The sequence below is a fragment of the Paenibacillus sp. SJS-P3 genome (assembly GCF_056711585.1).
In genome coordinates this window covers 877,224-899,361 of sequence record NZ_CM160043.1, presented here as the reverse complement: position 1 = coordinate 899,361, position 22,138 = coordinate 877,224, and the positions used below count along the sequence as shown (strand labels likewise).

The 22,138-nt window shown below is 51.0% G+C and carries 20 protein-coding genes, 1 pseudogene and 1 riboswitch; of the genes and pseudogenes, 8 read left to right on the top strand and 13 right to left on the bottom strand.

Annotated features, from left to right (window positions below):
• The first annotated feature begins 64 nt into the window (after positions 1 to 64).
• Positions 65 to 547, top strand: coding sequence for a hypothetical protein (locus AC06G8_RS04100; protein WP_447662433.1), 483 nt, complete (start codon positions 65 to 67; stop codon positions 545 to 547).
• On the opposite strand, the gene AC06G8_RS04095 is transcribed toward AC06G8_RS04100, so the two are convergent.
• The 4 genes from AC06G8_RS04095 to AC06G8_RS04080 all read right to left on the bottom strand — a co-directional run bounded on the left by AC06G8_RS04095 (position 511) and on the right by AC06G8_RS04080 (position 6,880).
• Positions 511 to 1,782 carry an ATP-binding protein gene (locus tag AC06G8_RS04095; protein WP_447662431.1) on the bottom strand — a complete coding sequence of 424 codons (1,272 nt, stop codon included), beginning with the start codon at positions 1,780 to 1,782 and terminating at the stop codon, positions 511 to 513. The two genes, AC06G8_RS04100 and AC06G8_RS04095, sit on opposite strands and share 37 nt — an antisense overlap.
• A gap of 24 nt (positions 1,783 to 1,806) precedes the next feature.
• Complete coding sequence (locus tag AC06G8_RS04090; protein WP_480284459.1) at positions 1,807 to 3,450, bottom strand: hydroxysqualene dehydroxylase; 1,644 nt, start codon at positions 3,448 to 3,450, stop codon at positions 1,807 to 1,809.
• A 324-nt stretch (positions 3,451 to 3,774) separates the two neighbouring features.
• Positions 3,775 to 4,713 (bottom strand): DNA-3-methyladenine glycosylase family protein, encoded by a 939-nt coding sequence (locus tag AC06G8_RS04085; RefSeq protein WP_480284458.1) that lies wholly within the window; start codon positions 4,711 to 4,713, stop codon positions 3,775 to 3,777.
• A 64-nt stretch (positions 4,714 to 4,777) separates the two neighbouring features.
• The gene (locus AC06G8_RS04080; RefSeq protein ID WP_480284457.1) at positions 4,778 to 6,880 is read right to left on the bottom strand and encodes a beta-galactosidase; all 2,103 of its coding nucleotides are present in this window, start codon (positions 6,878 to 6,880) and stop codon (positions 4,778 to 4,780) included.
• Between the two features lie 133 nt (positions 6,881 to 7,013).
• On the opposite strand from AC06G8_RS04080, the pseudogene AC06G8_RS04075 reads away from it, so the two are divergent.
• The 6 genes and pseudogenes from AC06G8_RS04075 to AC06G8_RS04050 form a co-directional block, all read left to right on the top strand.
• Positions 7,014 to 7,436: pseudogene (locus AC06G8_RS04075) on the top strand (AraC family ligand binding domain-containing protein); the annotation flags it as partial.
• 215 nt (positions 7,437 to 7,651) lie between these two features.
• The gene (locus tag AC06G8_RS04070; protein ID WP_480284456.1) at positions 7,652 to 7,849 is read left to right on the top strand and encodes a helix-turn-helix domain-containing protein; all 198 of its coding nucleotides are present in this window, start codon (positions 7,652 to 7,654) and stop codon (positions 7,847 to 7,849) included.
• 107 nt (positions 7,850 to 7,956) lie between these two features.
• Positions 7,957 to 8,250: a hypothetical protein gene (locus tag AC06G8_RS04065; protein WP_447662425.1), complete on the top strand. Its 294-nt coding sequence runs from the start codon at positions 7,957 to 7,959 to the stop codon at positions 8,248 to 8,250.
• A 293-nt stretch (positions 8,251 to 8,543) separates the two neighbouring features.
• On the top strand, positions 8,544 to 9,035 hold the full coding sequence (locus tag AC06G8_RS04060) for a DinB family protein (protein ID WP_480284455.1): 492 nt from the start codon (positions 8,544 to 8,546) through the stop codon (positions 9,033 to 9,035).
• A gap of 43 nt (positions 9,036 to 9,078) precedes the next feature.
• Positions 9,079 to 10,101: a helix-turn-helix transcriptional regulator gene (locus tag AC06G8_RS04055; protein WP_480284454.1), complete on the top strand. Its 1,023-nt coding sequence runs from the start codon at positions 9,079 to 9,081 to the stop codon at positions 10,099 to 10,101.
• Positions 10,098 to 10,400, top strand: a complete 303-nt coding sequence (locus AC06G8_RS04050; protein WP_447662422.1) for a putative quinol monooxygenase — start codon at positions 10,098 to 10,100, stop codon at positions 10,398 to 10,400. The genes AC06G8_RS04055 and AC06G8_RS04050 overlap by 4 nt, the downstream gene beginning before the upstream one ends.
• Positions 10,401 to 10,719: 319 nt before the next feature.
• Here AC06G8_RS04050 and AC06G8_RS04045 read toward each other — a convergent pair whose 3' ends face one another.
• From AC06G8_RS04045 to AC06G8_RS04005, 9 genes are all read right to left on the bottom strand, one after another.
• A complete protein-coding gene (locus tag AC06G8_RS04045) occupies positions 10,720 to 11,304 on the bottom strand; it encodes a YdeI/OmpD-associated family protein (RefSeq protein WP_480284453.1) in 585 nt (194 codons plus the stop codon).
• Positions 11,305 to 11,634: 330 nt separating this feature from the next.
• Positions 11,635 to 12,384 carry an amino acid ABC transporter ATP-binding protein gene (locus AC06G8_RS04040; RefSeq protein ID WP_480284452.1) on the bottom strand — a complete coding sequence of 250 codons (750 nt, stop codon included), beginning with the start codon at positions 12,382 to 12,384 and terminating at the stop codon, positions 11,635 to 11,637.
• A 20-nt stretch (positions 12,385 to 12,404) separates the two neighbouring features.
• Entirely contained in the window at positions 12,405 to 13,124 is a 720-nt protein-coding gene (locus tag AC06G8_RS04035) for an amino acid ABC transporter permease (RefSeq protein WP_480284451.1), read from the bottom strand.
• A 66-nt stretch (positions 13,125 to 13,190) separates the two neighbouring features.
• On the bottom strand, positions 13,191 to 14,015 hold the full coding sequence (locus AC06G8_RS04030; protein ID WP_480285382.1) for a transporter substrate-binding domain-containing protein: 825 nt from the start codon (positions 14,013 to 14,015) through the stop codon (positions 13,191 to 13,193).
• A gap of 104 nt (positions 14,016 to 14,119) precedes the next feature.
• Positions 14,120 to 14,302, bottom strand: a riboswitch (Lysine riboswitch).
• 527 nt (positions 14,303 to 14,829) lie between these two features.
• Complete coding sequence (locus AC06G8_RS04025; protein ID WP_480284450.1) at positions 14,830 to 16,776, bottom strand: PhoX family protein; 1,947 nt, start codon at positions 16,774 to 16,776, stop codon at positions 14,830 to 14,832.
• Positions 16,777 to 17,221: 445 nt separating this feature from the next.
• Positions 17,222 to 17,722 carry a hypothetical protein gene (locus AC06G8_RS04020; protein WP_480284449.1) on the bottom strand — a complete coding sequence of 167 codons (501 nt, stop codon included), beginning with the start codon at positions 17,720 to 17,722 and terminating at the stop codon, positions 17,222 to 17,224.
• Between the two features lie 39 nt (positions 17,723 to 17,761).
• Positions 17,762 to 18,358 carry a TetR/AcrR family transcriptional regulator gene (locus tag AC06G8_RS04015; RefSeq protein ID WP_480284448.1) on the bottom strand — a complete coding sequence of 199 codons (597 nt, stop codon included), beginning with the start codon at positions 18,356 to 18,358 and terminating at the stop codon, positions 17,762 to 17,764.
• 547 nt (positions 18,359 to 18,905) lie between these two features.
• Positions 18,906 to 19,535 (bottom strand): sugar O-acetyltransferase, encoded by a 630-nt coding sequence (locus AC06G8_RS04010; RefSeq protein ID WP_447662410.1) that lies wholly within the window; start codon positions 19,533 to 19,535, stop codon positions 18,906 to 18,908.
• Positions 19,536 to 19,618: 83 nt separating this feature from the next.
• The gene (locus tag AC06G8_RS04005) at positions 19,619 to 21,001 is read right to left on the bottom strand and encodes an MATE family efflux transporter (RefSeq protein ID WP_480284447.1); all 1,383 of its coding nucleotides are present in this window, start codon (positions 20,999 to 21,001) and stop codon (positions 19,619 to 19,621) included.
• A gap of 121 nt (positions 21,002 to 21,122) precedes the next feature.
• On the opposite strand from AC06G8_RS04005, the gene AC06G8_RS04000 reads away from it, so the two are divergent.
• Positions 21,123 to 22,028 carry an AraC family transcriptional regulator gene (locus tag AC06G8_RS04000; RefSeq protein WP_480284446.1) on the top strand — a complete coding sequence of 302 codons (906 nt, stop codon included), beginning with the start codon at positions 21,123 to 21,125 and terminating at the stop codon, positions 22,026 to 22,028.
• The last annotated feature ends 110 nt before the right edge of the window (positions 22,029 to 22,138 follow it).

The following is a 22,138-nucleotide window of genomic DNA, read 5'->3' as shown; positions in this document are numbered from 1 at the left end:
TCTCCTCTCGGCTCCTGCATAAGATAGCTGGGAAGACAGAATACAAAGCGGAAGAAGGCATCCCATGACTTGCGCATCCTCCGCCGGCCGATCCGGCGGGAACGACGGCATGATTCGTTTCACCGGCTGCAGGCGATGCTCGGCCGATGCGCCGCAGCCTGGGCTGGCGTTCAGCAAAAGCTGCCCGGCCCGGCATCCAGCCTTATCGCTGAGCTCAACCGGCGCAATCCGGATCAAAGCGGGCGGAATCTATCTGGCCGACATAGCCATAACAGGCGGCAGTTCCATTCTTCCCGCGCTTGCGGTCAACGGAACTCCCCTTCCGGGCGCCCTGCACGGTCCGAACGGCAAAGGAGCGCGAACCGCTTATCAGCTGATCGCGCTCCAACGCAGCGACCTGCTGACGCTGCTTGATCTGTCCGCTCCGCTGAACAGGCTTCTCCGGCAATCGGGCAACCATGTCGGGCCGGATGACGCCGCCTGGACATTGACGCTCCGCCGGCTCGACGATCAAGAGGCCGGCGGATCCGGCGCCAGCGGCAAATGAACCTCGCAGATCGTCCCCTGATTCGGCTTGCTGCGATAATACGTCCGGCCGCCCATCGCCTTGATCAGGTTGGTCACGACCATGAGTCCGAGTCCGGTTCCCTTGTCCTTGGTCGTATAGAACGGCATCCCGATGCGCTTCAGCTGCTGTTCGTTCATCCCCACTCCCGTATCCCGGATGAAGATCAGAGCCTTGTCGTTCTCCTGCCTCGTGCTGATGGCAAGAACGCCGCCTTCCGGCATCGACTCGATTCCGTTCTTCATGATATTCAGCAGGCATTGCTGGAATTTCTTGGAGTCCCCGACAATGATGAGCGGCTCTTCCGTCGAATGGCTCGTCACGAACTCGATGCCCGACATGACGCATAGAGGCTTGACCCACTGCTCGACGCTGCTGAGCTCCTGCCGGATATCGAGCGGCTTCGGCTCGTCGACGGAGGGCTTGGAATAATTGAGATAATCGGTAATGATGGCATTGGCTCCGTCGATGCCTTCAAGGGCATGGTTGCGGTATCGGTCCATCGCCTGCTGGTCCAGTCCCGGCTTGCCCATAAGCTGGAGGAAGCCTCTGGCCGTCGTCAGCGGGTTGCGCACCTCATGCGAGATGGAGGCGGTCAGCTGCCCGATGAGATGGTATTTCTCCGCGTTGAACAGCTCCTCGGTCAGCCTCTCCTGGTGCTTCACCAAATAGTAGGTGTAGGATACAAGCGGGGCGGAGAGGATGGAGCCCGCTGTAATCAACAGCACTTCCGTCAGGTTGAATTCGAATCCCTGTTCGGCCATAAAGCCGTAATTGATTCCGATATGAACAAGGGTCAAGAGAATATGCAGCATGATCATGAGCCTGATCGACTCCGGCAGCTTGATCCGGTAATGGAAGATGATGCCCAGCACAGTCACGACGGCGCATGCTATGGTGGGCGGAAGCCAGTCGTTGCCCGCAATGAAGACATTGCCCAATACGAATGCCGCCGCCGTTGCCGTCCCTGGAATCCACCCCTCGAACAAGGCGACCATGGCGACGCACACCGGCGTCAGATGGAGCGCGTAGACCAAGGGATCGATCTCTTCGTAGGCCAGATAGAAGTAGCTCTGGACGATCAGGATGAGAACGAACAGGATTTTGCGGCCATGGCGTATGAACGACACTCTGGGAGTAATGATCAAGAAGAGCAGGCATGCGGTCAGATAATACATCAGCCCTTGGAATTCGCGTGCAATTATATTTTCAATCACGGCAGGAAATCCTTCCTATCCACTCTAGCCGACGATTCTGCCGTTCCAGGGCAGCCCGTTTTCCCACCGGGATTTGTCCCTGCTCCGGTTCAAGATCAGCCAATCGTATTGGTACATATCCCATATCTTGCATTTGTCGGCCTTGAGATCATAATGATCGATGATGGCGTTGACGGCTCTGCGGGCTGCCTCGTTCGCGCCCTCCATCGTGGCGAGATCCGTATTGGTGCGCACGTAATCGGAAGCAAGGAACAGATTCGGCACGGCCGTATAGGCATTGGGCCTCAAATCCCATGTATGCACCCTGTTGACGAGCAGCGGCTCCATGTTGGTCACTGAATTCGGATTGGGAAACTGGATGTCCTCGTCGAGGAACCAATGCTCCAGCTGATCGTCGCGCAGCAGCTCCGCTTCATGGTTGAAGCTTTTCTTGAGCTGGGCCCACACCTCGTTCTTGATCTCCTCGGCCGAGCATTGCATGGCGGGACGGTCGTAAAGGATGCCTTTCTCCTGCCAATCCGAGATATCGACCGAAATGACTCCCCGTACCCGCCCGTTGCCGTATTGGGACAGATCGGTGCCGGGCCAGAACTGCTTCTGCGAGACGAGCGTCAGCGCCCAAGGGCTGTCCATGCAGATGATATGCCCGTGAATCAGCTCGACGTCCTCGTTGAGATAGAACTGGATGCCGTTCATCCATTCGACGGATTCGCTGAGCGTCCTGAGCTTGCCGAGGAGAGGATCGGCCTTGGCAAGCTCCGGCGTGACGAGTCCCGCCATGACCTCTACGGGCAATGCAGATATGTAGGCATCCGCCACAACCGTCCGCTCCTCGCCGTCGATGACGACGGCGACGCCGGCCACGGCGCCGTCCTGGCAGGCAATCGATTTGACCCGGGCATTCCGATGGAACTCGACCCCGAGCGAGAGCAGATAGTCCTGCCACGGCTTCAGCCAGGCTTCGTTGGTCGGAGCGTTCAGCAGCCGGTCGGCGCTGCCTCCCGGAGTGATCATGTCCATCATCAAGGTCGCTCCCACCGTTCCGATCGTGCAGGCGTTCGCCTCCTTGGCCTTGGCGGCGACAAGAATGCGGGACAGCCCTGCGAGAATGCGCTGGAACTGCTGGGATTGCTTGTCCGCTTCGATGAAATCCCACCAGGAGACACGCTGGTATTCCAGGTATCGGCGGAGGTCGCTGCTGGAGGCAAGCTGGTAGAGCTTGCCGGCATAGTGCTCGGCTTCCGCCCGGGTCAGGCCCAGATCGTTGCCGAAAATGGATTCCAGCAGCACTTTCCAGTCGGAGGAGTTCGCCGGGAACTCCGTCACGAACGGCTGCATCGGCCGATCGTCGAATGCGACGCCGAGCCGAGTGCCCTCCACCAGATTATCGAAGACGCCGCGTTTGTTTCCCGGGAAGGGAATTCGCTTCATCGTGTCGGGAAGATGCTTGTAGAACTTAGGGAAGAAGCGGAAGCCATGCTCTCCGGGAAGATCCTTTCTCCCCTCGGTGCCGCTTCCCTTCACATCCATGCTTCGGGCTTTGCCTCCCGGTATGGACCTTGCCTCGTAGACGGAAACGTTGAAGCCTCTCTCCGCGAGCTCATGGGCAGCGCTCATTCCTGCTACGCCCCCGCCCAAAATGACAATTTTCGGCATGACCTTATTCAAATCGCCATCTCCTTCTCTAGCATCCATTATTTGTGTGCCAACACCAATAGGCCGATATACACATAAACTCTTTCCCACATAGTACCATCGAACTAATGTCTATTACTGTCGAATTTTATCAATTAATGAAATAAATTTCTGCGATAGGCATCCATCCCATCCTTTGGGCACGAACAGGCATCCGCTCTCCTGCCGGCAAGCGCTTCCAGCGGCGGATGAGGCTCCAAAAGAGATTAAAAAACAGGCGTCCCCTGGCGGAGACGCCTTCTAATTATTGCGGTTCGGGTCCGATCGTCCTGGTCGAGGCTGCTTGCTTCCCATCTATCAATACAGGGTTCTCCATAGATAAAAAGTCGCATAGGCCTCCCAGCCCTTCCATGGCCGTGCAAGCTCCCTGGCTTCATCCGCCGTCGGCCTGCGTTCCATGCCGCCGGCTGCCTTGATCGCGTTCAGCAGACCGACATCGGCGGCCGGCAGCGCCTCCGGCATGCGCAAGCAGCGCATCATGACATAATGGGCTGTCCACAAGCCGATGCCGCGAATAGAGACCAGCTTGCTTTCCGCGCCTTCCCAGCCCGCCTCGAGCAGCGACTGCTTGTCCAGCGAACCGTCCGCGACCAGACGGGCGGCCCCGATCAGATATTCGGACTTGCGGCCGGTCATCTGCAGCGCCATAATGTCGGCCGGCTCCAGCGAAGCAACCGCAGCCGGCTCCGGGAAAGCCCAATATTCGCGCCCGTTCCATCTCACGGAACGGCCGAACGTCTCGGTGAACCTTTTTTTGAGCGTGTAAGCGAACGCCAGATTGATCTGCTGCCCGATGATCGCCCAGCAGACCGCCTCGAACAGATCGGGGATGCCGATCATCCGCAGTCCGCGGAACGTCCGGCCGGCCTCGCGCAGCAGATCGCTGCTCTCCGTGAGGACATAGAACGGCTCCAGGTCCCGGTCCAGATCGAACCATTCCATCATGTAGGTCCCGATAAGCTCCCTCATGTCCGCGGAAGGACTGTCTCCCATCGGGAAGGAGGCGACGAGACGGCCGGCGGCCGGCAAGACGCCGCTCTCCTCCTCGTAATCCACCTGGACCAGAATCTCTTCTCCGCCTCGCGCGAACAGCTTGACCAGCGAATCCCCCTCAACGGCATAGAGAGCTTCATCGCTGGAGCGGCTCAAATAAGCCAGGGCGGCAAGGTAATTGAAATGTTCGGGCACAGGTACGACAATGGGCCCGGCGCCCGCATGAGGCGTAATTCCGTTCATCGGCAGATCCTCCCTCGTATGGCTGGGGCTTCCTGCCCTCTAAGGGCTATTTTAGCATAATTGCTTATGAAATCCGGCCGGATTGTACGATCCGCACGCCTTTTCCCGGCACGGAGACACGTCCGCCGACGGTCGCTCCGGTCAGCAGATCGACGCCCTCGCCTGCCGTAAGCTCCGCCCATCCCTCATCCGCCCCATGGTTGAGCAGGAACAGGTATCGTTTTCCGTCTTTGACGCGGACGGCGGCTTCCAGCTCTGCAGACGCCTCTTCCACAAGCGCTTGGATGCCGCGTCCGCTGCACAGGCTTCCGAGGAAGTCACGGAGGAAAGCCGGCTCCGGGCTGGAGGCGACGTACCAGGCTTCTCCCTCGCCGAACTTGTTCACGGTCAGAGCCGGCATGCCGCGGTAGAAGTCGTCGCCGAAGACAGCCATCACCTCCGCTCCTTCGCTATGGATCAAGTCGCAGAGCAGGCCGCACTCATACTCGGAACGCATGCCGGCTCCGGCGCGCGGGCCGCCGCTCCGTCCGCTGCCGCCTTGAGCGTCCGAACCGCCCGCAAGCTCTCCGGTTGCCGCCATGACGATCACGTTGCGCTGCTCGGGCAGAAGCGCATCGATCTCCTCGGACCAGATGCCGAGCAGCTTGCGCAGCTCGCCTGGATAACCGCCGGTTCTGACGAGGTCGTTCTGATCGACGATGCCGCTGAAAAACGTCGTGACGAACGCTCCTCCGGCTGCGGCGAAGGCTTCCGCCTTGTCCGCGAAGCCTGGCTTCACCATGTACATCACGGGAGCGATGACGAGATCGTAGCGGGAGAAGTCCTCCTCGACTCCGATGATGTCCGCCTGGATATGCTGGCTGTACAGCGCATCGTAATACTTGTGGACTTCCTGCGCATAGTTCAGCGCCACCGTCGGACCGCTGCTCAGCTCCGTCGCCCAGCGGTTCTCCCAGTCGAAGACGATGCCGACCTTGGAATCCGCCCTTGCGTCCAGCAGCGTATCGCCGAGCTGCCGCAGCTCGCGCCCGAGCTCCGCGACCTCGCGGAATACCCGCGTATGCTCATGGCCGGAATGCTCGATGACGGCGCCGTGGTATTTCTCGCACGCTCCGACGGAGCGCCGAAGCTGGAAGAACATGACCGTGTCCGCTCCTCTGGCCACCGCCTGCCAGCTCCACAGCCGCATGACGCCGGGACGCTTCAACGAGTTGTACGCCTGCCAGTTCTGCTGGCTCGGCGTCTGCTCCATCAGCATGAACGGCTGGCCGCCGCGCAGTCCCCGCATGAGATCATGCGCCATCGCCGTGAAGCTCGGCGGCGTATCGATGGACGGGTAGTTGTCCCAGGAGACGATGTCCATCTCCTTGCCCCATTTGAAGTAATCCAGCTCCGGATAGAAGCCCATCAGGTTCGTCGTCACCTGGATATCGGGCGTCGACGCCTTGACCGCATCGCGCTCCAGCTTGAAGCAGTCCAGCAGGCTGTCCGACTGGAAGCGGCGATAGTCCAGCGAGATGCCCTGGAAGTTGGTGCGGCTGCCTCCCCATTCCTCGCTGAGCGCGTTAGGCGGCACGATCTCCTCCCAGTCGTAGAAGGTATGGCCCCAGAACCGGGTATTCCAGACGCGGTTCAGCTCCTGCAGCGAGCCGTACCGCTGCCTCAGCCAGCCGCGGAAGGCCGCCGCGCAGTTGTCGCAATAGCAATAGCCGCCGTACTCGTTGCTGATATGCCAGATGAGCAGAGCCGGGTGCCGGCCGTAGCGCTCCGCCAGCTTGCCTGCCAGCGCCGTGGAATAGCGGCGGTAGACCGGGCTGTTCGGGCAGGAATTGTGGCGCCCGCCGAAGCGGCGCTTGCGGCCTTCCCAATCCACCCGCAGCACCTCGGGATAGCGCTTCGCCATCCACGCCGGATGGGCTCCCGTGCCGGTCGCCAGACAGATGCCGATGCCCTGCCCGTGGAGCAGCTCGAACTGCTCGTCGAGCCAGGCAAAGTCGTACGTATTTTCGTCCGGCTGATCGAGAGCCCAGGAGAACACGTTGATCGTGGCGACGTCGATGCCCGCCAGCTTGAACATCCGGTGGTCCTCCGTCCAGGTGTCCCCGTCCCACTGCTCGGGATTGTAATCGCCTCCATACCAAATCTTGGGCAGCTTCGAATTTATCATGATCAGGCACCTCTTCCAGGTGTAATATAAGGATATCTTCATTTTAAAAAAGGAACGATCTCCTTAAAATCCAATCTTATGGCTGGCCTATATAAGAATATGGAACTAAGATGAGCTCAGGAGGCGCATAACGATGAACATCGCCGGACATCGCCGGGTCGTTCCCGTCCAGCTGCAGGACAGGCCTCTGCCGGTCCAGCTGGAAAGCATCGGCTTCAACCCGGACCAGGAGCCGTTCCATCGCGGAGACGGCTACCCGGTCTACCACTGGCTGCAGACGCTCGCCGGCGAAGGGCGCGTCTCCTGGCAAGGCCATGCGGAGACGCTGCCGCCCGGCAGCGGACTGCTCCTGCCGCCGCGAGAGGCCCATCGCTACCGCAGCAGCGGCGGCGTCTGGCAGACGGCTTATCTGACCTTTGCCGGATCCGAGCTGCCGGGCCTCTTGGCGTCGCTGACGCTGTCCAGTCCGGCGCTCTACCGCTGGGAGCCCGGATCTCCCCTGGACAGCCTGCTGCTGAACAGCTTGGAGGTGCTCGAAGGCCGAGCCGATCCGCTCGGGCTGGAATCGTCCCAGCAAGCGTACCGCTTCCTGCTGGCGCTGCGCACGTACTCCAGCACCGACGAAGCCGCCGGCGTGTCGCAGCGGCTGCGCCAGCTCGAGCCGCTGCTGTCCTGGCTGGAGGCCAATCTTCATCAGCCGGCGATCGGGCTCGGGATCTGGCCGCAGCCGCAGGCCTCTCCGGCCGCCGGCTCAACACGCTGTTCCGAGCCTTGTTCGGCCTGTCTCCCTACGCCTACCTCGTACGGCTGCGCATCCGCCGAGCCCGCGAGCTGCTGCTCAGCCGTCCGGGCGAGCCGCTGCGCGTCATTGCCGGCCAGACCGGCTTCCGCGACGTCAGCCACTTCATCGCGACCTTTCGCCGCCTGACCGGCGATACGCCGGACCGATTCCGAAGCGGGCGGGCATGAGAACTTCATGGCGAAGCTGATCGGGACCGGCCTTCACCTGGAATGGGACAATTCACCTAGCGAATAGGATGGTCCATACCATTTTTCCTTTGCAAGGAGGCCAGGCTATGACCGTCCCCATTCCGTTCGTCCGCAAGAGCCAGTTCATCTTCATCCTGCCGAAGCATGCTTTCCATCAGATGGTATGGCTCGACTTCGCCGCGGGCTCCGCCACCGCCTGGCTGATGGAGGAGGGGCATTTGGCGAAAGCCCTCATCTTTGTCGGCAGCGGCTTCGTCCCCTATGTGCTGAAGAAAGGCGTGAATTCCAGCCTCAGTCCGCTTCAGCCGCGCCTGGTCCGGTACCATTGCTCCCTTTGGTCGAAGAGAGCGAAAAGCTGCCCGATCTGGACCCGGATTTGACGTGAAGAAATTCCGATCCAGCCATCCATTCATCCATTCATGCCCATTTATTCCGTGACATGGATATTTTCTTCGGATAGGATGGAAGAGATCATGCTTTGGAAAGATCTACATCAGCACAACAGCTCTCGACACGTGGGTGTCTTGAGGCTTCGATGGCAGGGCGTACATACGTCAACGGGAAAATTGTAAAGTAAACCTTCCAATCACTGACCGCATCTGTCAGGGATTGTACGTTATGCTTGTTCTGTAACGGAATCGGCGGCATGGCCGCCCCAGTGGAGGGATGCTTGATGTTTGCATCAATCGAGGATTTTGAAAAGGAATGGAGAGCGGAAGCGGAGCTGACCGCAGGCGTACTGGACGCCCTGACCGATGAATCGCTCGCCCAGCCGGTGGCGGCAAACCGCCGCACGCTCGGAGCTATTGCCTGGCATCTGGCGGAGTCGATCGGTTATATGGCTTCCATGGGATTGGACTTCACGGCAGCAGATGCCGGACAGAGGGGTTCCGCAGACGGGATTGCATCGGAATACAGGCGCGTCAGCCGCGATATTGCAGATGCCGTCCGCTCCGGATGGAGCGATGAGGCTTTGCTTCAAAAGCAGGAGATCGGCGGCGAGCTCTGGGCGAACGGAGCTTCGCTCCGCTTCACCATCATGCACCAGGCCCATCACCGGGGGCAGATGACGGTGCTGATGCGGCAGGCGGGCCTGCGCGTTCCGGATGTATACGGCCCGAGTTATGATACCTGGGTGGAGAAGGGAATGGCTCCCCTGCCCTGAATGACAGATGACGTGACGGATATTCGAGAAGGGAATGAGGACAATGGCCAAAGCGGACAATATGCTCTCGATTCTCTGGCTGCTGCGGTCCGGCCGCAAGATGACCGCCGGACAGCTGGCGGAGTCGCTGGAGGTGCATGTGCGCACGATCTACCGCTGCATCGATTCCCTTTGCGCCAGCGGCGTTCCGATCCTGGCCGATTCCGGCCCGAACGGCGGCTACCGGATTCTGGATTCGTTCAGCGAATCGCCTCTATTCTTCGATCCGAATGAGCAGCGCGCGCTCGTCCAAGCCTCCGTATTCGCCCGGGAAGCAGGCTATCCTTACAGCGGCGACCTCGCTCATGCGCTGGACAAGCTCATGCGATACTCCACGGAAGAACAGCGGAGCCGCCTGGACAGACACGCGGAGGGGCTGGAAGTCGTCCATTCCCCGATCGGCCCGCGAGAGCAAGAAGCTCTCCGGGAGCTGGAGAAGGCCGCCGCCTCAGGCGAGACGGTCATCATGGATTACGACAAGGGTCACGGAAAATCCGGTTCAAGCACCGCTTCAAGACGCCGGGAATTCGATCCGTACGGAATCGTCCATTGGAAGGGGGCGTGGTATACGGTTGGATTCTGCAGGCTTCGCGGAGAGCTGCGAAGCTTCCGTGCCGACCGTATCCGAAGCGTCGAGAGCAGCAGCCTCCGGTTCGAGAAGCCGGAGGGCTTCTCCGCCAAGGAGCATCTGCTGAACAGCCTGATGCCTGGAGCGCTGGAGCAGGAGCAGCTCGTCGACGTCGTCCTGGAAGGAGCGCCGCTTGCGCTCGGGGAGCTGTGCCGCCACTGGCTGTTCGGACACTCCGTCGCAGAGCGGCTTCCGGAAAGGCTGCATCTGCGGCTCGGCGCGGATTCCCTCCGAACCTTCGTTCCTTACTTCCTCCTTCCTTACGGCCGCTCCCTGACGATTATCGAGCCAGCCAGCCTCATCGAGCGGATGGTGCAGGTGAGCTCGGAAGCCGCGGCCCATTATGCCGAAATGCTGAAACGTCACTCGATATCATCGAAAGGCGGATTGAGATCATGAGCAAATATGCGATGTTCGGTAAAATGAAAGCCCATCCAGGAAAGCGTGCCGAGCTGCTCGGCCTTCTGCTGGATGCCTCCAAAAGCCTTGATCGGATGGAAGGCTGCGAGCTCTACATCATCCACGAAGCGGTCGATGACGAAGACACGATCTGGATTACCGAGCTGTGGCGGGACGAGGATGCTCATGCCGCTTCCCTGCGCAACGAGCAGGTGCTTGCCGTCATCGGCCAAGCGAGGCCGCTCATCGCCGAGATTGAGCCGATCCGCGTCCGTCCGGTCGGCGGCGTCGGATTGTAAGCATTAAGATCGATTCGTTTCATCCATCTTTTTCAAACCTTTCTGAAGAGAGATATGGATGGCTCTAAGATAACTTAGGATGCATATGAATCCAATTGCCAATATAATGCCCATGATTATTTGCTCCTTCCATCCATGAAATGAGCACTCTGGAATTGAAAAAAACGAGGCAGCCTTATAATCTGCGGCAGCCTCGTTGTGTTGTTTTATTTAGCCTCGTTTGAGCCTCGTTTCCCTATCTGCCAACAGAATCGGGGCTTGGTTATGGTTAAAGCCTGCTCCGATAATGATTGCGTCCGCTCAGCCCTGCAAACATGCCCTAATCATTCAATCCCTTGCCTTCGAGAATGGCCTGCGTATATTTCTCCACCCTCGACGCTCGAGTTTTGGATTGCTTGGGGGCAGCAAAATAAAGAAGGTAGGCCCTCTGCCTTCCAGGTGTCAAGGCTTCAAAAGCAGCCTTCAAGGCAGGCATCTCATCGAGTTTCGTTTGAAATTCTTCTGTAATGACGTATTCCGTGTTCTTTTTAAATTCCACTTTCAAACCGGCTTTTTCAACTTCAATGGCTTCATTGATATAGGCTTTCAGGATCGTTTCCTTATCAACGATTTCTTGGAGATTGGTGAACCGAATCTGGCGCGCCGCCTGTACATTTTCCGTTTGTTTGATGAGAATGCCATGGGCATCCTTCAATAAGACGCCTTTGTGGAACAGAAGCGCGCAGTAATCTTTAAACCCATGGATAATCACGATGTTTTTGTTCTCGAACGTATAACAAGGATGCATCCACTTGAAGTCTTCGGTCAGCTCGCAGTCAAGAACGATCGTTCTCAGCTTCTCATATTCTGCCTTCCACTTTTTAGATTTTCGAATAAATCCATCTACTTTTGGATTCGTTGTCATGATTGAGAACACTCCGATTTCATATAAGGTTGGATGGACACGAAATGAGTCTATGTACAATTGCCCTGTAGTTTTCGGTTCCAACTGCTCGTTATCATGGTTGGCTTTTCCGGTTTACCTTAGCTGCTCGTTTCATCTTATCACACCTGAAGCGCGGCCGCTTCCGCTGGCCAACTAGCAGAAAGGACTTCCCCCTGCTTACGGGAAAGCCCCAAAAAAACCATTTTAAGTACACAAACCCCCGCATTCCGTTCATGGTCGCCAGCTAGCGCAATGACCGGAGAAGGCATTCACGCGACCGACCTTCAAGAGCTCATTAAATCATTGAGCTCAGGCCCGATCATGCTCGACGAATGTCCTCTTCAGGAATTCCCTCGTGCGTTCTTGCTTAGGCCGGCTAAACATTTGCTCCGGTGTCCCTTCTTCGGCGATGACGCCTTTATCCATGAACACCACCCGATCCGACACTTCCCTTGCAAAATCCATTTCATGCGTGACGATGAGCATCGTCAGGCCGGAATGGGCCAGCTCCTTCATCACCTTGAGCACCTCGCCTACCATCTCGGGATCGAGGGCAGATGTAGGCTCATCGAACAACAGGACATCGGGCTCCATGGACAACGCTCTGGCAATCGCCACGCGCTGCTTCTGGCCGCCCGACAATTGCTGGGGCCTGGCGTTGATATAAGCTTCCATGCCTACTACCTTCAAATATTTCCGAGCCGTTTGTTCCGCTTCAGCCTTGGAGCGCTTCAACACTTTGATCTGGCCGACCATGCAATTGCTCAGCACATCATGATTCTCAAACAGATTGAATTGCTGGAACACCATCCCCAGCTTTTTACGATAGGAGGGAATATGGTGGCTGCCATCCAGAATATTCTGGCCCCGATAATGGATTTCCCCGCCGCTGGGAATCTCCAGAAGGTTGATGCAGCGGAGCAGCGTCGACTTCCCCGAGCCCGAGGAGCCGATAATCGTGACCACTTCGCCCTGATGGACGGAAAATCCGATATTTTTCAGCACTTCATTCATGCCGTAGCTTTTATTGAGATGTTGGATTTCAATGACTTTTTCCATAGGTTTCTGTCTCCTCTTGCTTATCGGGCGGGTTCCATCTCGTAGCTTTTGGAACCATCCAGCCTTTTTTCGAAATAGCGCAAAATTCTCGTGACGGTAAAGGTCATGACAAAGTAAATCACGCATGCGACAAAGAAGGATTCAAAATACCGGAAGTTGTTGCCCGCAACCGACTTCGTCAGGAAATACAGCTCCGAGACGGAAATCACGTTAAGTACAGAGGTATCTTTGATATTGATCACGAATTGGTTGCCTGTTGCCGGCAAAATATTGCGGATGACCTGCGGTAAAATAATGTTGGCCATCATCTGCATGTGATTCATGCCGATCGCATGAGCCGCTTCGAACTGTCCTTTATCGACAGACAGAATTCCGCCCCGAACTATTTCCGCCATATAAGCTCCCGTATTGACGGACACGACAATAAATGCTGCGGTGAGCACATTCATGTTGAAGTCGAAAGCCAGTGCCGAACCGTAATAAATGACTACAGCCTGCACGATCATAGGCGTGCCGCGGAACACTTCAATATATACCGTCAAAAGAAAGTTCGCGCTCTTGAGCAAAACTCGCTGGGCGACACGCCCAGGCGTCGGTATCGTTCTTATCACGCCTGCCAATAAGCCGATGAAGGCGCCGATGACGGTTCCCACCAATGAGATCAAGAGCGTCATCCCTGCCCCGCGCAGGAACATCTGCCAGTTTTCTTCGACAATTTTCAAGATCCATTCCAAACTCATGCCGATGCCTCCCATTCATTCATTACAAAACCGACTGTATGGCATACAGCCGGTTCTCCGTTGGCACTATTTAGACGCAGGCTGATTTTTTATCGCTGCATCCATGATGCTTGTGCGCTGCTCTTCCGAAATTCCTTTTAGAATATCGTTGATTTTCGCCGTATATTCGCTGCCCTTCTTGAGGCCGACCGCAATCGCCGTGTCATCCTCGGAGGTTTGGAAGCCATCCTTGAATTCGACCATGACGAGGTTGCCGTTGGCTGCAGAAGCGCTCACCGCCTCCGGGCGCTCCGAGACATAACCGTCGATCATTCCGGACTCAAGCGCAACTCTCATCACCGGGAAGTTGTCCATCGCCGTCTGCTTGGATACGCCCGAAATTTGGTCAATGACCGAATAGTGGAAGGTGTTTAATTGAGCCGTCACTTTCGCTCCGTTAAAATCCTGGATGGAAGTGGCGCCTTCATATTTCCCGCCTTTTTTCACGACCATCACCAAGTTGGATTTGTAGTAGTTTTCGGAGAAATCAATCGTTTCCTTGCGCTCTGCGGTAGGGGACATCCCGGCAATGATCGCGTCGATCTTGCCCGAAGTCAAGGCTGGAACAAGTCCATCCCACTCCGTCTTCACAATCTCAAGCTTCTTGCCCAAGCCGTCTGCGATCTTCTTCGCTATTTCCACATCGTAGCCGCCTGCGAATTCAGAAGTTCCGGCGATGCTTACGCCGCCATTGGAATCATCTTTTTGAGTCCAGTTGAACGGTGCGTAACCCGCTTCCAATCCAACCTTGAACGTATCTTCAGCCGTGGATCCGGAATCTCCATTTGAACCGCAGCCCGCTATCATAAGCATCGTTGAAAGCAGCAAGATCGAAAAAACCTTTGTTTTCATCTTCATTTTTTTATCCTCCCGATATCTCTTTTTTCAAAACAAAAAGCGGCCTGAGATCAGCTCGGGCCGCACTATGCCTAGTACCTTACATGCCTCTGCTTCCCTGGGAAGATAGCTCAACTCAATGAACGGGGAGGTTCATTGAGACAGTCCTGCAGCTCTTAACTGCAGACCCAGCAAGCAATACGGAGCGTATTACCCACTTCGGCGGCATTTCCTTCTTCATAGCCTCATCGCCTTCTCAAGCTCCGCTACAAACTGTTAAACGCCGCACCTCTACCTCACCATAACATGAGGCAATATTCAGTTATAGTAACTATGCTATATGAAGCGGAGGATTGTCAATGTATATACACGGGTTAATTGGTGAAAATATACCATTTCTAACGGCTTGAATGTTTCTTTCATTTCTAAACTATCATGTACATTATCTAACATGTATATTCTTGATGCCTCTCGTACAACTAGCGTCGTGGTTCCCTTGGGCTTATTGGAATCGTTTTCTAATTTTATCATCACTTATCGTACGGTTCACCGTGATATATCTAAATGAGGTTTGTTTTTTAAGATTTATTATTTAGAACACGGTCAATATTCATTTTCCTAATTCTCGTACCGCTGTCCAATAGAGTGCAACTTTTAAACTCGTCAGAATTCTGATAATAATTCGACATAAAGAAGGCTTTGATTTTAAAAGCTATGAAAGAAAAAACCGCACCTATTATGGTACGGTTTACTGGAAGCACATATATTCCCTGCTACATCAGTTGCTGATACTTAAATTTGTGCTCGTTCACTTAGCTTTTCCCTAAACTTATTTTCCTTCATTATCTATTTCTAAGTCTTTTTGATATTTACCATTATTATATTTTGTTAAAGAAGGTATACCAGAGATATAACCAATACCACCTGTTTTATTAATACCAATTTGTTCGTCAACAGCTTTAACTAATTCATCTTTGTTAACAGCTGTAATTGACTTACTATCTACTTCATCACCAGGATGTTGGAAATTACTGAAAATGTATGAGAAACCATTGCGGTCATCTGCAGCAAATAATCCTGTTGCTTCCGCTCCGGCTGGGACAGATAAAATACGTTGCAAGTCTTTCGTATCAACATTATATGCCCAAACAAAGTTATTTGTGTGAGCACCGCTATCTTCACCAATAAAGAGGGTTCTCATTGCTTCTGAATAACTTAAGTTATCTGGATTCGCTACTTTGTCTACATTTGCAGTGTTTCCATATGCATCAGCTTTAGGAAGATCCTCCCCTACTACCAATCCATGCATTGATGGTGCTACATAAGAGCTATCAATAACTTTTCCTCCGCTATCCTTTTGACCACCTTGCAAATCTAATTGATAAGTTACACCAGCTTTAATTTTTGGTAATTGGATATGGTCTGCTGGATCTTTTCCTGTTGAATCTTTTTCCATGCTCTTACTTTGATCGGAAATAGCAATATATACTTTTTTATCCTTTTCGTTTAACGCTACACCTTCCATTTTGTTAAATTCAGTAGTCGCACCAAGCATTGCTGCGTATCGGCGTGTTTCAAGGAAGGCCGCTGCTTTTTCTTTACCAGGTTTAAGTTTTAGATATTCTGTTTTACCATATGAATATTGTTTTATCGCTGTAAAACCTTCTTTAGGTACATCAGAAGCTTCAAAAATATCATTGAATGTAATGCCGCTGTCAATAATATTTTTCACTTCTTTATCCGTTGCATGTCCTAAATTAATCCATTGTAAGTCTCCTGAACCACCATTCTCAGTTCCTGTTTGTTTAAATTTCGCTGCGTATAGTGTACCCGCTGATAAATCTTTTGCTTTATCGGCTACATACATAAACATTCCTGTATTACCGCCATCATCACCGTAAAATACAGTTTTGTTATCAGGCATTACTTTAGCCAACTCATGTGAGAAACGTCCTGTGCTGTAATGTTTTTCAACTGATACTTTACCCTTTTTATCTACAGTAATTTCAGGGGTGTAGCCATAGAAATAAGGATTAGCCTTTGCTTTATCTCCAAAATAGAATTGAGCAAATGTTTCAACTTGACTTCTTGTTTTTGATGTAGGATCTGCAAATTGGCGAGCATCTGGCTCATATTCTTCTGAACCTAAGTGTGTATTCCAAGGTGATAAAGATCCATTACATGGAATCCAAAGTCCATTTACTGCTGAAAAATCAATTTTTTTAACATTGGCAGGTTTAAGTTCACCTGTTTTTTTGTCCTGATCCATCTCAGTTAAAGACATAGATGCTGGAACTAAACCGTAAGCTGATTGACCAGCAGCATCAACTGTTTGATATTCATAATGTGTAACCATATAAAGTTTGCCGTCATTTGGCATTAATAAACTATTTGAATCCGGAGCATCTGAAACAAAGTATTTTCCATCTGTACTACTTGGATCAACGATTGGATTTCCGTTCACATCAATCGGTGTACCTGCAGGGATTTTTTCCCCTTTAACTGTTGCTACCTTATCTTCCGATTTAAAAAGGTAGTTATAAGACAACGGAAATGTTTTTACTTTTCCATTGCTATATTTCACATCAACTGTTGCAGTTGTATACGTTTTTACCATTTCATCAATAGTAGATGGTGCTTTCATTCCGTTAAATTTAACAAATTCTATTTTACTATTATCCTTAGCTGCCGCTGCTGTCGGTGATATTGCTGGAACTGTAATAGCTAAAGCAAGAGCTAGAGTAGCTCCTGTTTTCACAACTTTCTTATTAATCATCTAGATATTCCTCCTAGTAGATTTATCTTATACAATTCAATTAAACCAGCTCAATATTAATTCAATATCAATATAATATTAATTTCTTGTAAGCCTTTTGCGGCGGTCATCAAGAGAGGATCATAGTATTCCATTAGTAGAAAATTGTATTGAAATGCATGATACATCATATTGAAACGTCCTTTGCTGCTTCCGGAGGTATTGGCATTTCTGGTTAAGCAACCTTTAAATTTAGTTTCTAAATCATAAAAGCAGTAAATGAGCAGGCCATTATGAGCCTGCTCATTTATTGAATTGCAGTATTCATTTAGGTTGATTATAAAAAAAGTGGTAAACCAAACTATCAAAAAACCTCATTTACTTATGATACGGTTCACCGAGCTGTTTGTATCGGCAAGTTAAACTGTTTGTTGATGCAACGCCTTTATAGTCAGTTTTCCCGTTATTACGCATCTTTTTTTAATTGGATCGAATGATTTGCTTTCTTGATTAATATCCCGCCGTCAAAATGCCGACCATGTATCTTAACGAAATCCGTTATCTCCTCTGAGGATGGAAGAGCCCCCTGGTGCGGCCATGTCAAAAAGTAAGACTGTACCTTCCCGCTATAAAAGACCCAACTAAAGAATTTCCGTGCAAAGTTGTGCGAACCGCTTGTCCTAAAGCGATTCATCCGCTTTCCGTCTTTCCAAACGGTTAAAGTTTGGCCAATTCCCCCTTGCATCTGACCGCTAAGTTCGGCATAAAGTAAATCTTCATTCTTCGTCATGGCTTTCATAATAAATTGATTTACAATCCCGTTGATAATTAACCTTGGAATATTGAACTGCTCACCTCTGGTTACGGAAATCACCGCACCTGAAGGAAGTTCGATTTCCCTGTCGCCGAGGGTAAACGTGGCTCCGTATTTATTATTCGGATCCTCGTGTTTCATCCATGATCTCATAATGATGCATTCCTTTCCCACTACTCGTTGGGTGTCGTTCTATTTTAATAGCAGCTTATTAACTTGATCTGGGTTTATGGGATAAGATTGTCCCGCTGCAAACCAACTGAAATTCAAGCCCTGTATTGTGGAAAGATAGAGATAGGCTAATTGCTGGGGATCCCCTTCCATGAAGAAGCCTTCCTCTTGACCTTTTCGAACCAATTCCGCCATCTTTATCCTCGGTAACCCTTCATGCCGCTCCACTAACTCCTTGGCCTTGGGCGGAATGGATTCCATCGTGAAAGCCTGCATCATAAGTAAAAAATTATAGGAGGAACTCTGCCCCGTATGCGTAAGAATTGTTTCAGTCAACCAATTTAACTTAGCAACTGAATTGCCAGGCTGCATGATCGCATAGTCGATGACCATCGCCGCGGACTTTAGAGCATCCTCGACTAACTCAGTAAATATTTCGTCCTTCGATTCAAAGTAATGGTAAGTCAGCCCATGGCTGAGGCCAGCACGCTTGGAAATGTCGCTCGCTTTCGTTCCGACGAAGCCTCGCCGCGCGAACACTTCCAATGCTGCCTCCAAAATTTGATTCCTGCGCTCCTCCTTATTTTTATCATTCCGTTCATTTCTTTTCGCCGACATTGGTATGACCACCTCGAATGTACTATATAGCATTATTGACTAACTAGTCAATCAAAAAATGGTTTGTGCCCTTTTCACTAATTCAGCAAAAACTTGCCGTCACTTATGGTACGGTTCAGCGTATCACTTAAAAAGCTAAAAAGAGCACACTCGGAATTTCGGTGGAATTGCCCGAGGGCTTGTCCATGCCCCATTCTAGACGTTGAGCTGACACAGGATGACTTTGACTTTGCCCAAATCGATGCGATTGCCCCACAAGGCGTGGTTTTCGGATCTGGCTACTAAGCAGGCACAAGAATAGAGGGCCGGGCATCGAAGAGAAGCCCGGCCCTTTTTGATTTGGAATCCCTGTTATTAGCATCCACAGGTTATAGGAGAACCGATTTTTCTTACAAAAAAGGGAGGTCCAGACCATTGCTGCTGGCAGTACCACTGCCTCCGCATACTCGAAATTATTCGGCTTTCAGCTAAATCAAAGATGGAGCGACCGTTCACCACTGGTTGCTCCATGGAATCACTCCACTATATTCTTTCATTGAAAGTAAATTTACCATTGAACCTGATCCACACGCATGTTTTTGTAATAATAAACTCTGTCGTTTTCTGTAATTTCACGGAGAACCCTACATGGGTTTCCAACAGCAACTACGTTTTCAGGGATATCCTTAACAACTACACTTCCAGCCCCAATGACACTGCCCTTTCCAATGGTGACTCCTGGGACAATAATTGCACCGCTGCCGATCCAAACATCATCCTCAATAACCACTGGCAGGGCAAACATTCCACCTTCCCTGCGCACGTCGGGATGTATGGGATGATTGGTTACTGCAATGGTTACGTTAGGACCAAACATAACATTATTTCCAATCGTAACCTTATAATCATCTACAACGGTTAAATTGAAGTTAATGTACACGTTGCTGCCTACCGTGGTGTTAGAACCATATGCCATCCGGATTGGGGGCTCCATCCATACATTCTCTCCAATGCTTCCAAACAGTTCTTTCATCAGTTTCAAGCGTCCTTCTGTGTCATCGGGATGCAAACGATTAATTTCAAAGCACAGAGCCTTACCTCTCTGGCGTGCACGGGCTAGCTCGGCCGCTTGCTCCGGGTAATTAGAGTCATGGTCGGTGAACAATTGGATGCTTGCCATTCTTTCTTTAATGTTCATATGCCATACTCCTTTATATTTGCTTTTCTAAACAGGGTCCTATAGCGATTATCAAGTAATTGAAACTACAGAACTCTTCGTTCTTACCTTGCTTCATCAAAATCTCTCGTAATATTCTTTATCCACTTATACTGGCGAAAACGAATGATTGAGGCTGGAAGCTTAATCCATTCATCTAAACTGATTACTGCGTATAGAACAATGGGATGAACATGCCACAAGAAAGCACACAAATAACTTAATGGCAATATTATTCCCCACATCGCGACAGTGTCGCACCAAAAACCAAATTTGGCGTCTCCTCCTGCAGTGAAAATACCTCCGATGGTTGTGGAGTTTATCGATTTAGCAATACAGTAGAAAGCGCAGATATAAAGCATACTGTTAAGATAGCCTTGAGCAGTATCATTTAAGCTCACCATACTAAAGACCAGCGGTTTTATCAGAAAAATGGTGAACCCTGCTAAAACTCCAAATAGGAGAGCATAGAAGGTTATCTTGTTGCCGGCTCTTTTGGCCATATCCAGTTCACCGTTGCCCAGATATTTACCGATAAGCACAGATCCACCGCTCGCAATACCTCCGCATAATACGATGGCTAAATTTTTCACTACTGTTGCGACAGAATTAGCTGCAACCATATCAGCGCTTACATGTCCTATAATCGCCGCCGATGCCGTCAAAGCGCAGCCCCAAACGATATAATTACCCTGAACAGGCACAGTGTATTTCAAAAAATCCTTAAGCAATTTCAACTGAATACCATCACGCTTAGGCCATTGAAATTTAATATTCCCCCGTGTAATAGAATGCACAATACAACAACCAAGTTCAATGAATCGTGCGCAAACAGTTGCTGTAGCTACAGCCTTTATCGCCTTTTCAGGCATGTCAGGGAAAAATACAAATATACAAAGTACATTGAACAGGATGTTTAGAATCAGACACAAAGAGCTAATCCATGCACTCAACCGTGCATTCTCCATGCTTCTTATGACACTCAGGTACATCTGTGAAGCTCCCATAGCGAGATAAGAAAATGAGATCACTTGCAGAAAACCCGAGCCGTATCGAATTAACTCTTCGTCATCCGTAAAAAAGCGCATCAGCATATCTGGAAAAATCAGTGATAATCCAAAAAAGAAAATAGATATGCAAATCGAAAATATACAAGCGATACTAAGGACGCTTTGTATCGTCTTTACATCTCTCTTCCCCCAATACTGGGCAGTAAGAATTCCTGCCCCTGTTGACAGTCCCATATAGAATAGGGTCAATACAAAGGTAATTTGACCTGCCAAAGATACAGCGGACATTGCAGACTGACTAATTACACCTAACATCACTACGTCTACCGTAATGACTGTTGCTGTGATGAGGTTCTGTAATGCAATGGGTATTACCAACCTGGTCAAATCACGATTCAAATTACCGAGAGGAGTTACCATAAGAATACGGCGTCGCACTTCCCTCCCCCCTTCTTTCTGAAAATAGTATTGATATAAAAATAGTATATAATTATTGAGAAATCCATCCAAAATCGTCTATAATACTAACAAAATTGTATTTATTGTGAGGTATGATAGAGTGCGTACAAAGCTGGTTTTATTTTCTGATTTATCAGAACGTTTAAACTACAATTTGTCGAATTTTCAGCTCTATGCGCGTAAAGGCACACTGCACCAATTTGATAAATATGCTGCCCCATGTCATTGGCATCCCGATTTAGAGCTTATATTAGTGCTTGAAGGTTCGATGGACTATTTTGTAAACGGAGTAACTGTGCATATCGATAAGGGGAATGGGATTTTCGTTAACAGCGAAAGGTTACATTACGGCTATTCTGCTAATATGACCGACTGTACCTACATTGTGGTTGCCATACATCCTTCACTGGTTGGTAAGGATTCATGGGTTGGAAAACAATATTGGGAAGAAAAATTCGGTTCAAATACTGAAGACTATATTTTACTTACAGAGCAAATTTCATGGCATCAGGAAGTCCTGCTCTCGGTGAATCAGATCTACGATGAGATGCACAATCATGCAAGCAATCCACTACGTTTACTGTCACAAGCTGTATCTTTATGTGCATGTTTGGGAGACCATATCAATCAGAATTCTGGACATCATGCTATCGATCAGTCATGGGCAACTGTCTGGAGTATGATAAGCTTTATTCATAAGCATCATGAGAACAAGATAACGCTTGATGAAATTGCATCTGCGGGTTCAGTATGCAGGAGTCGGTGTTGTGAGTTGTTCGGTAAGCGCCTAGGTCAAACACCTAACTCCTATCTGACCCGATATCGCCTCCAAAAAAGCTGTGAAATGTTGCAAGAGACAGATAGAACGATAAGTGAGATAGCTATATCCTGCGGTTTCCAAAGTGCAAGTTATTTTTCATTTGTTTTTCGTAAGGAGAAGGGAATAGTTCCGCAGGAATACCGTAAGCAAAGGTTGCAATCGACAACTAAAGAGCATAGAGATTGAGTTCGAACCTAGGCCGCCTGCACGTCCCATACGTCCATCCTGAGTACCGAAGCTTGCAGATAAATCTGGAGTTACACATTTGTTATGTCAAAAAAAGAAGAAGCTGCAAT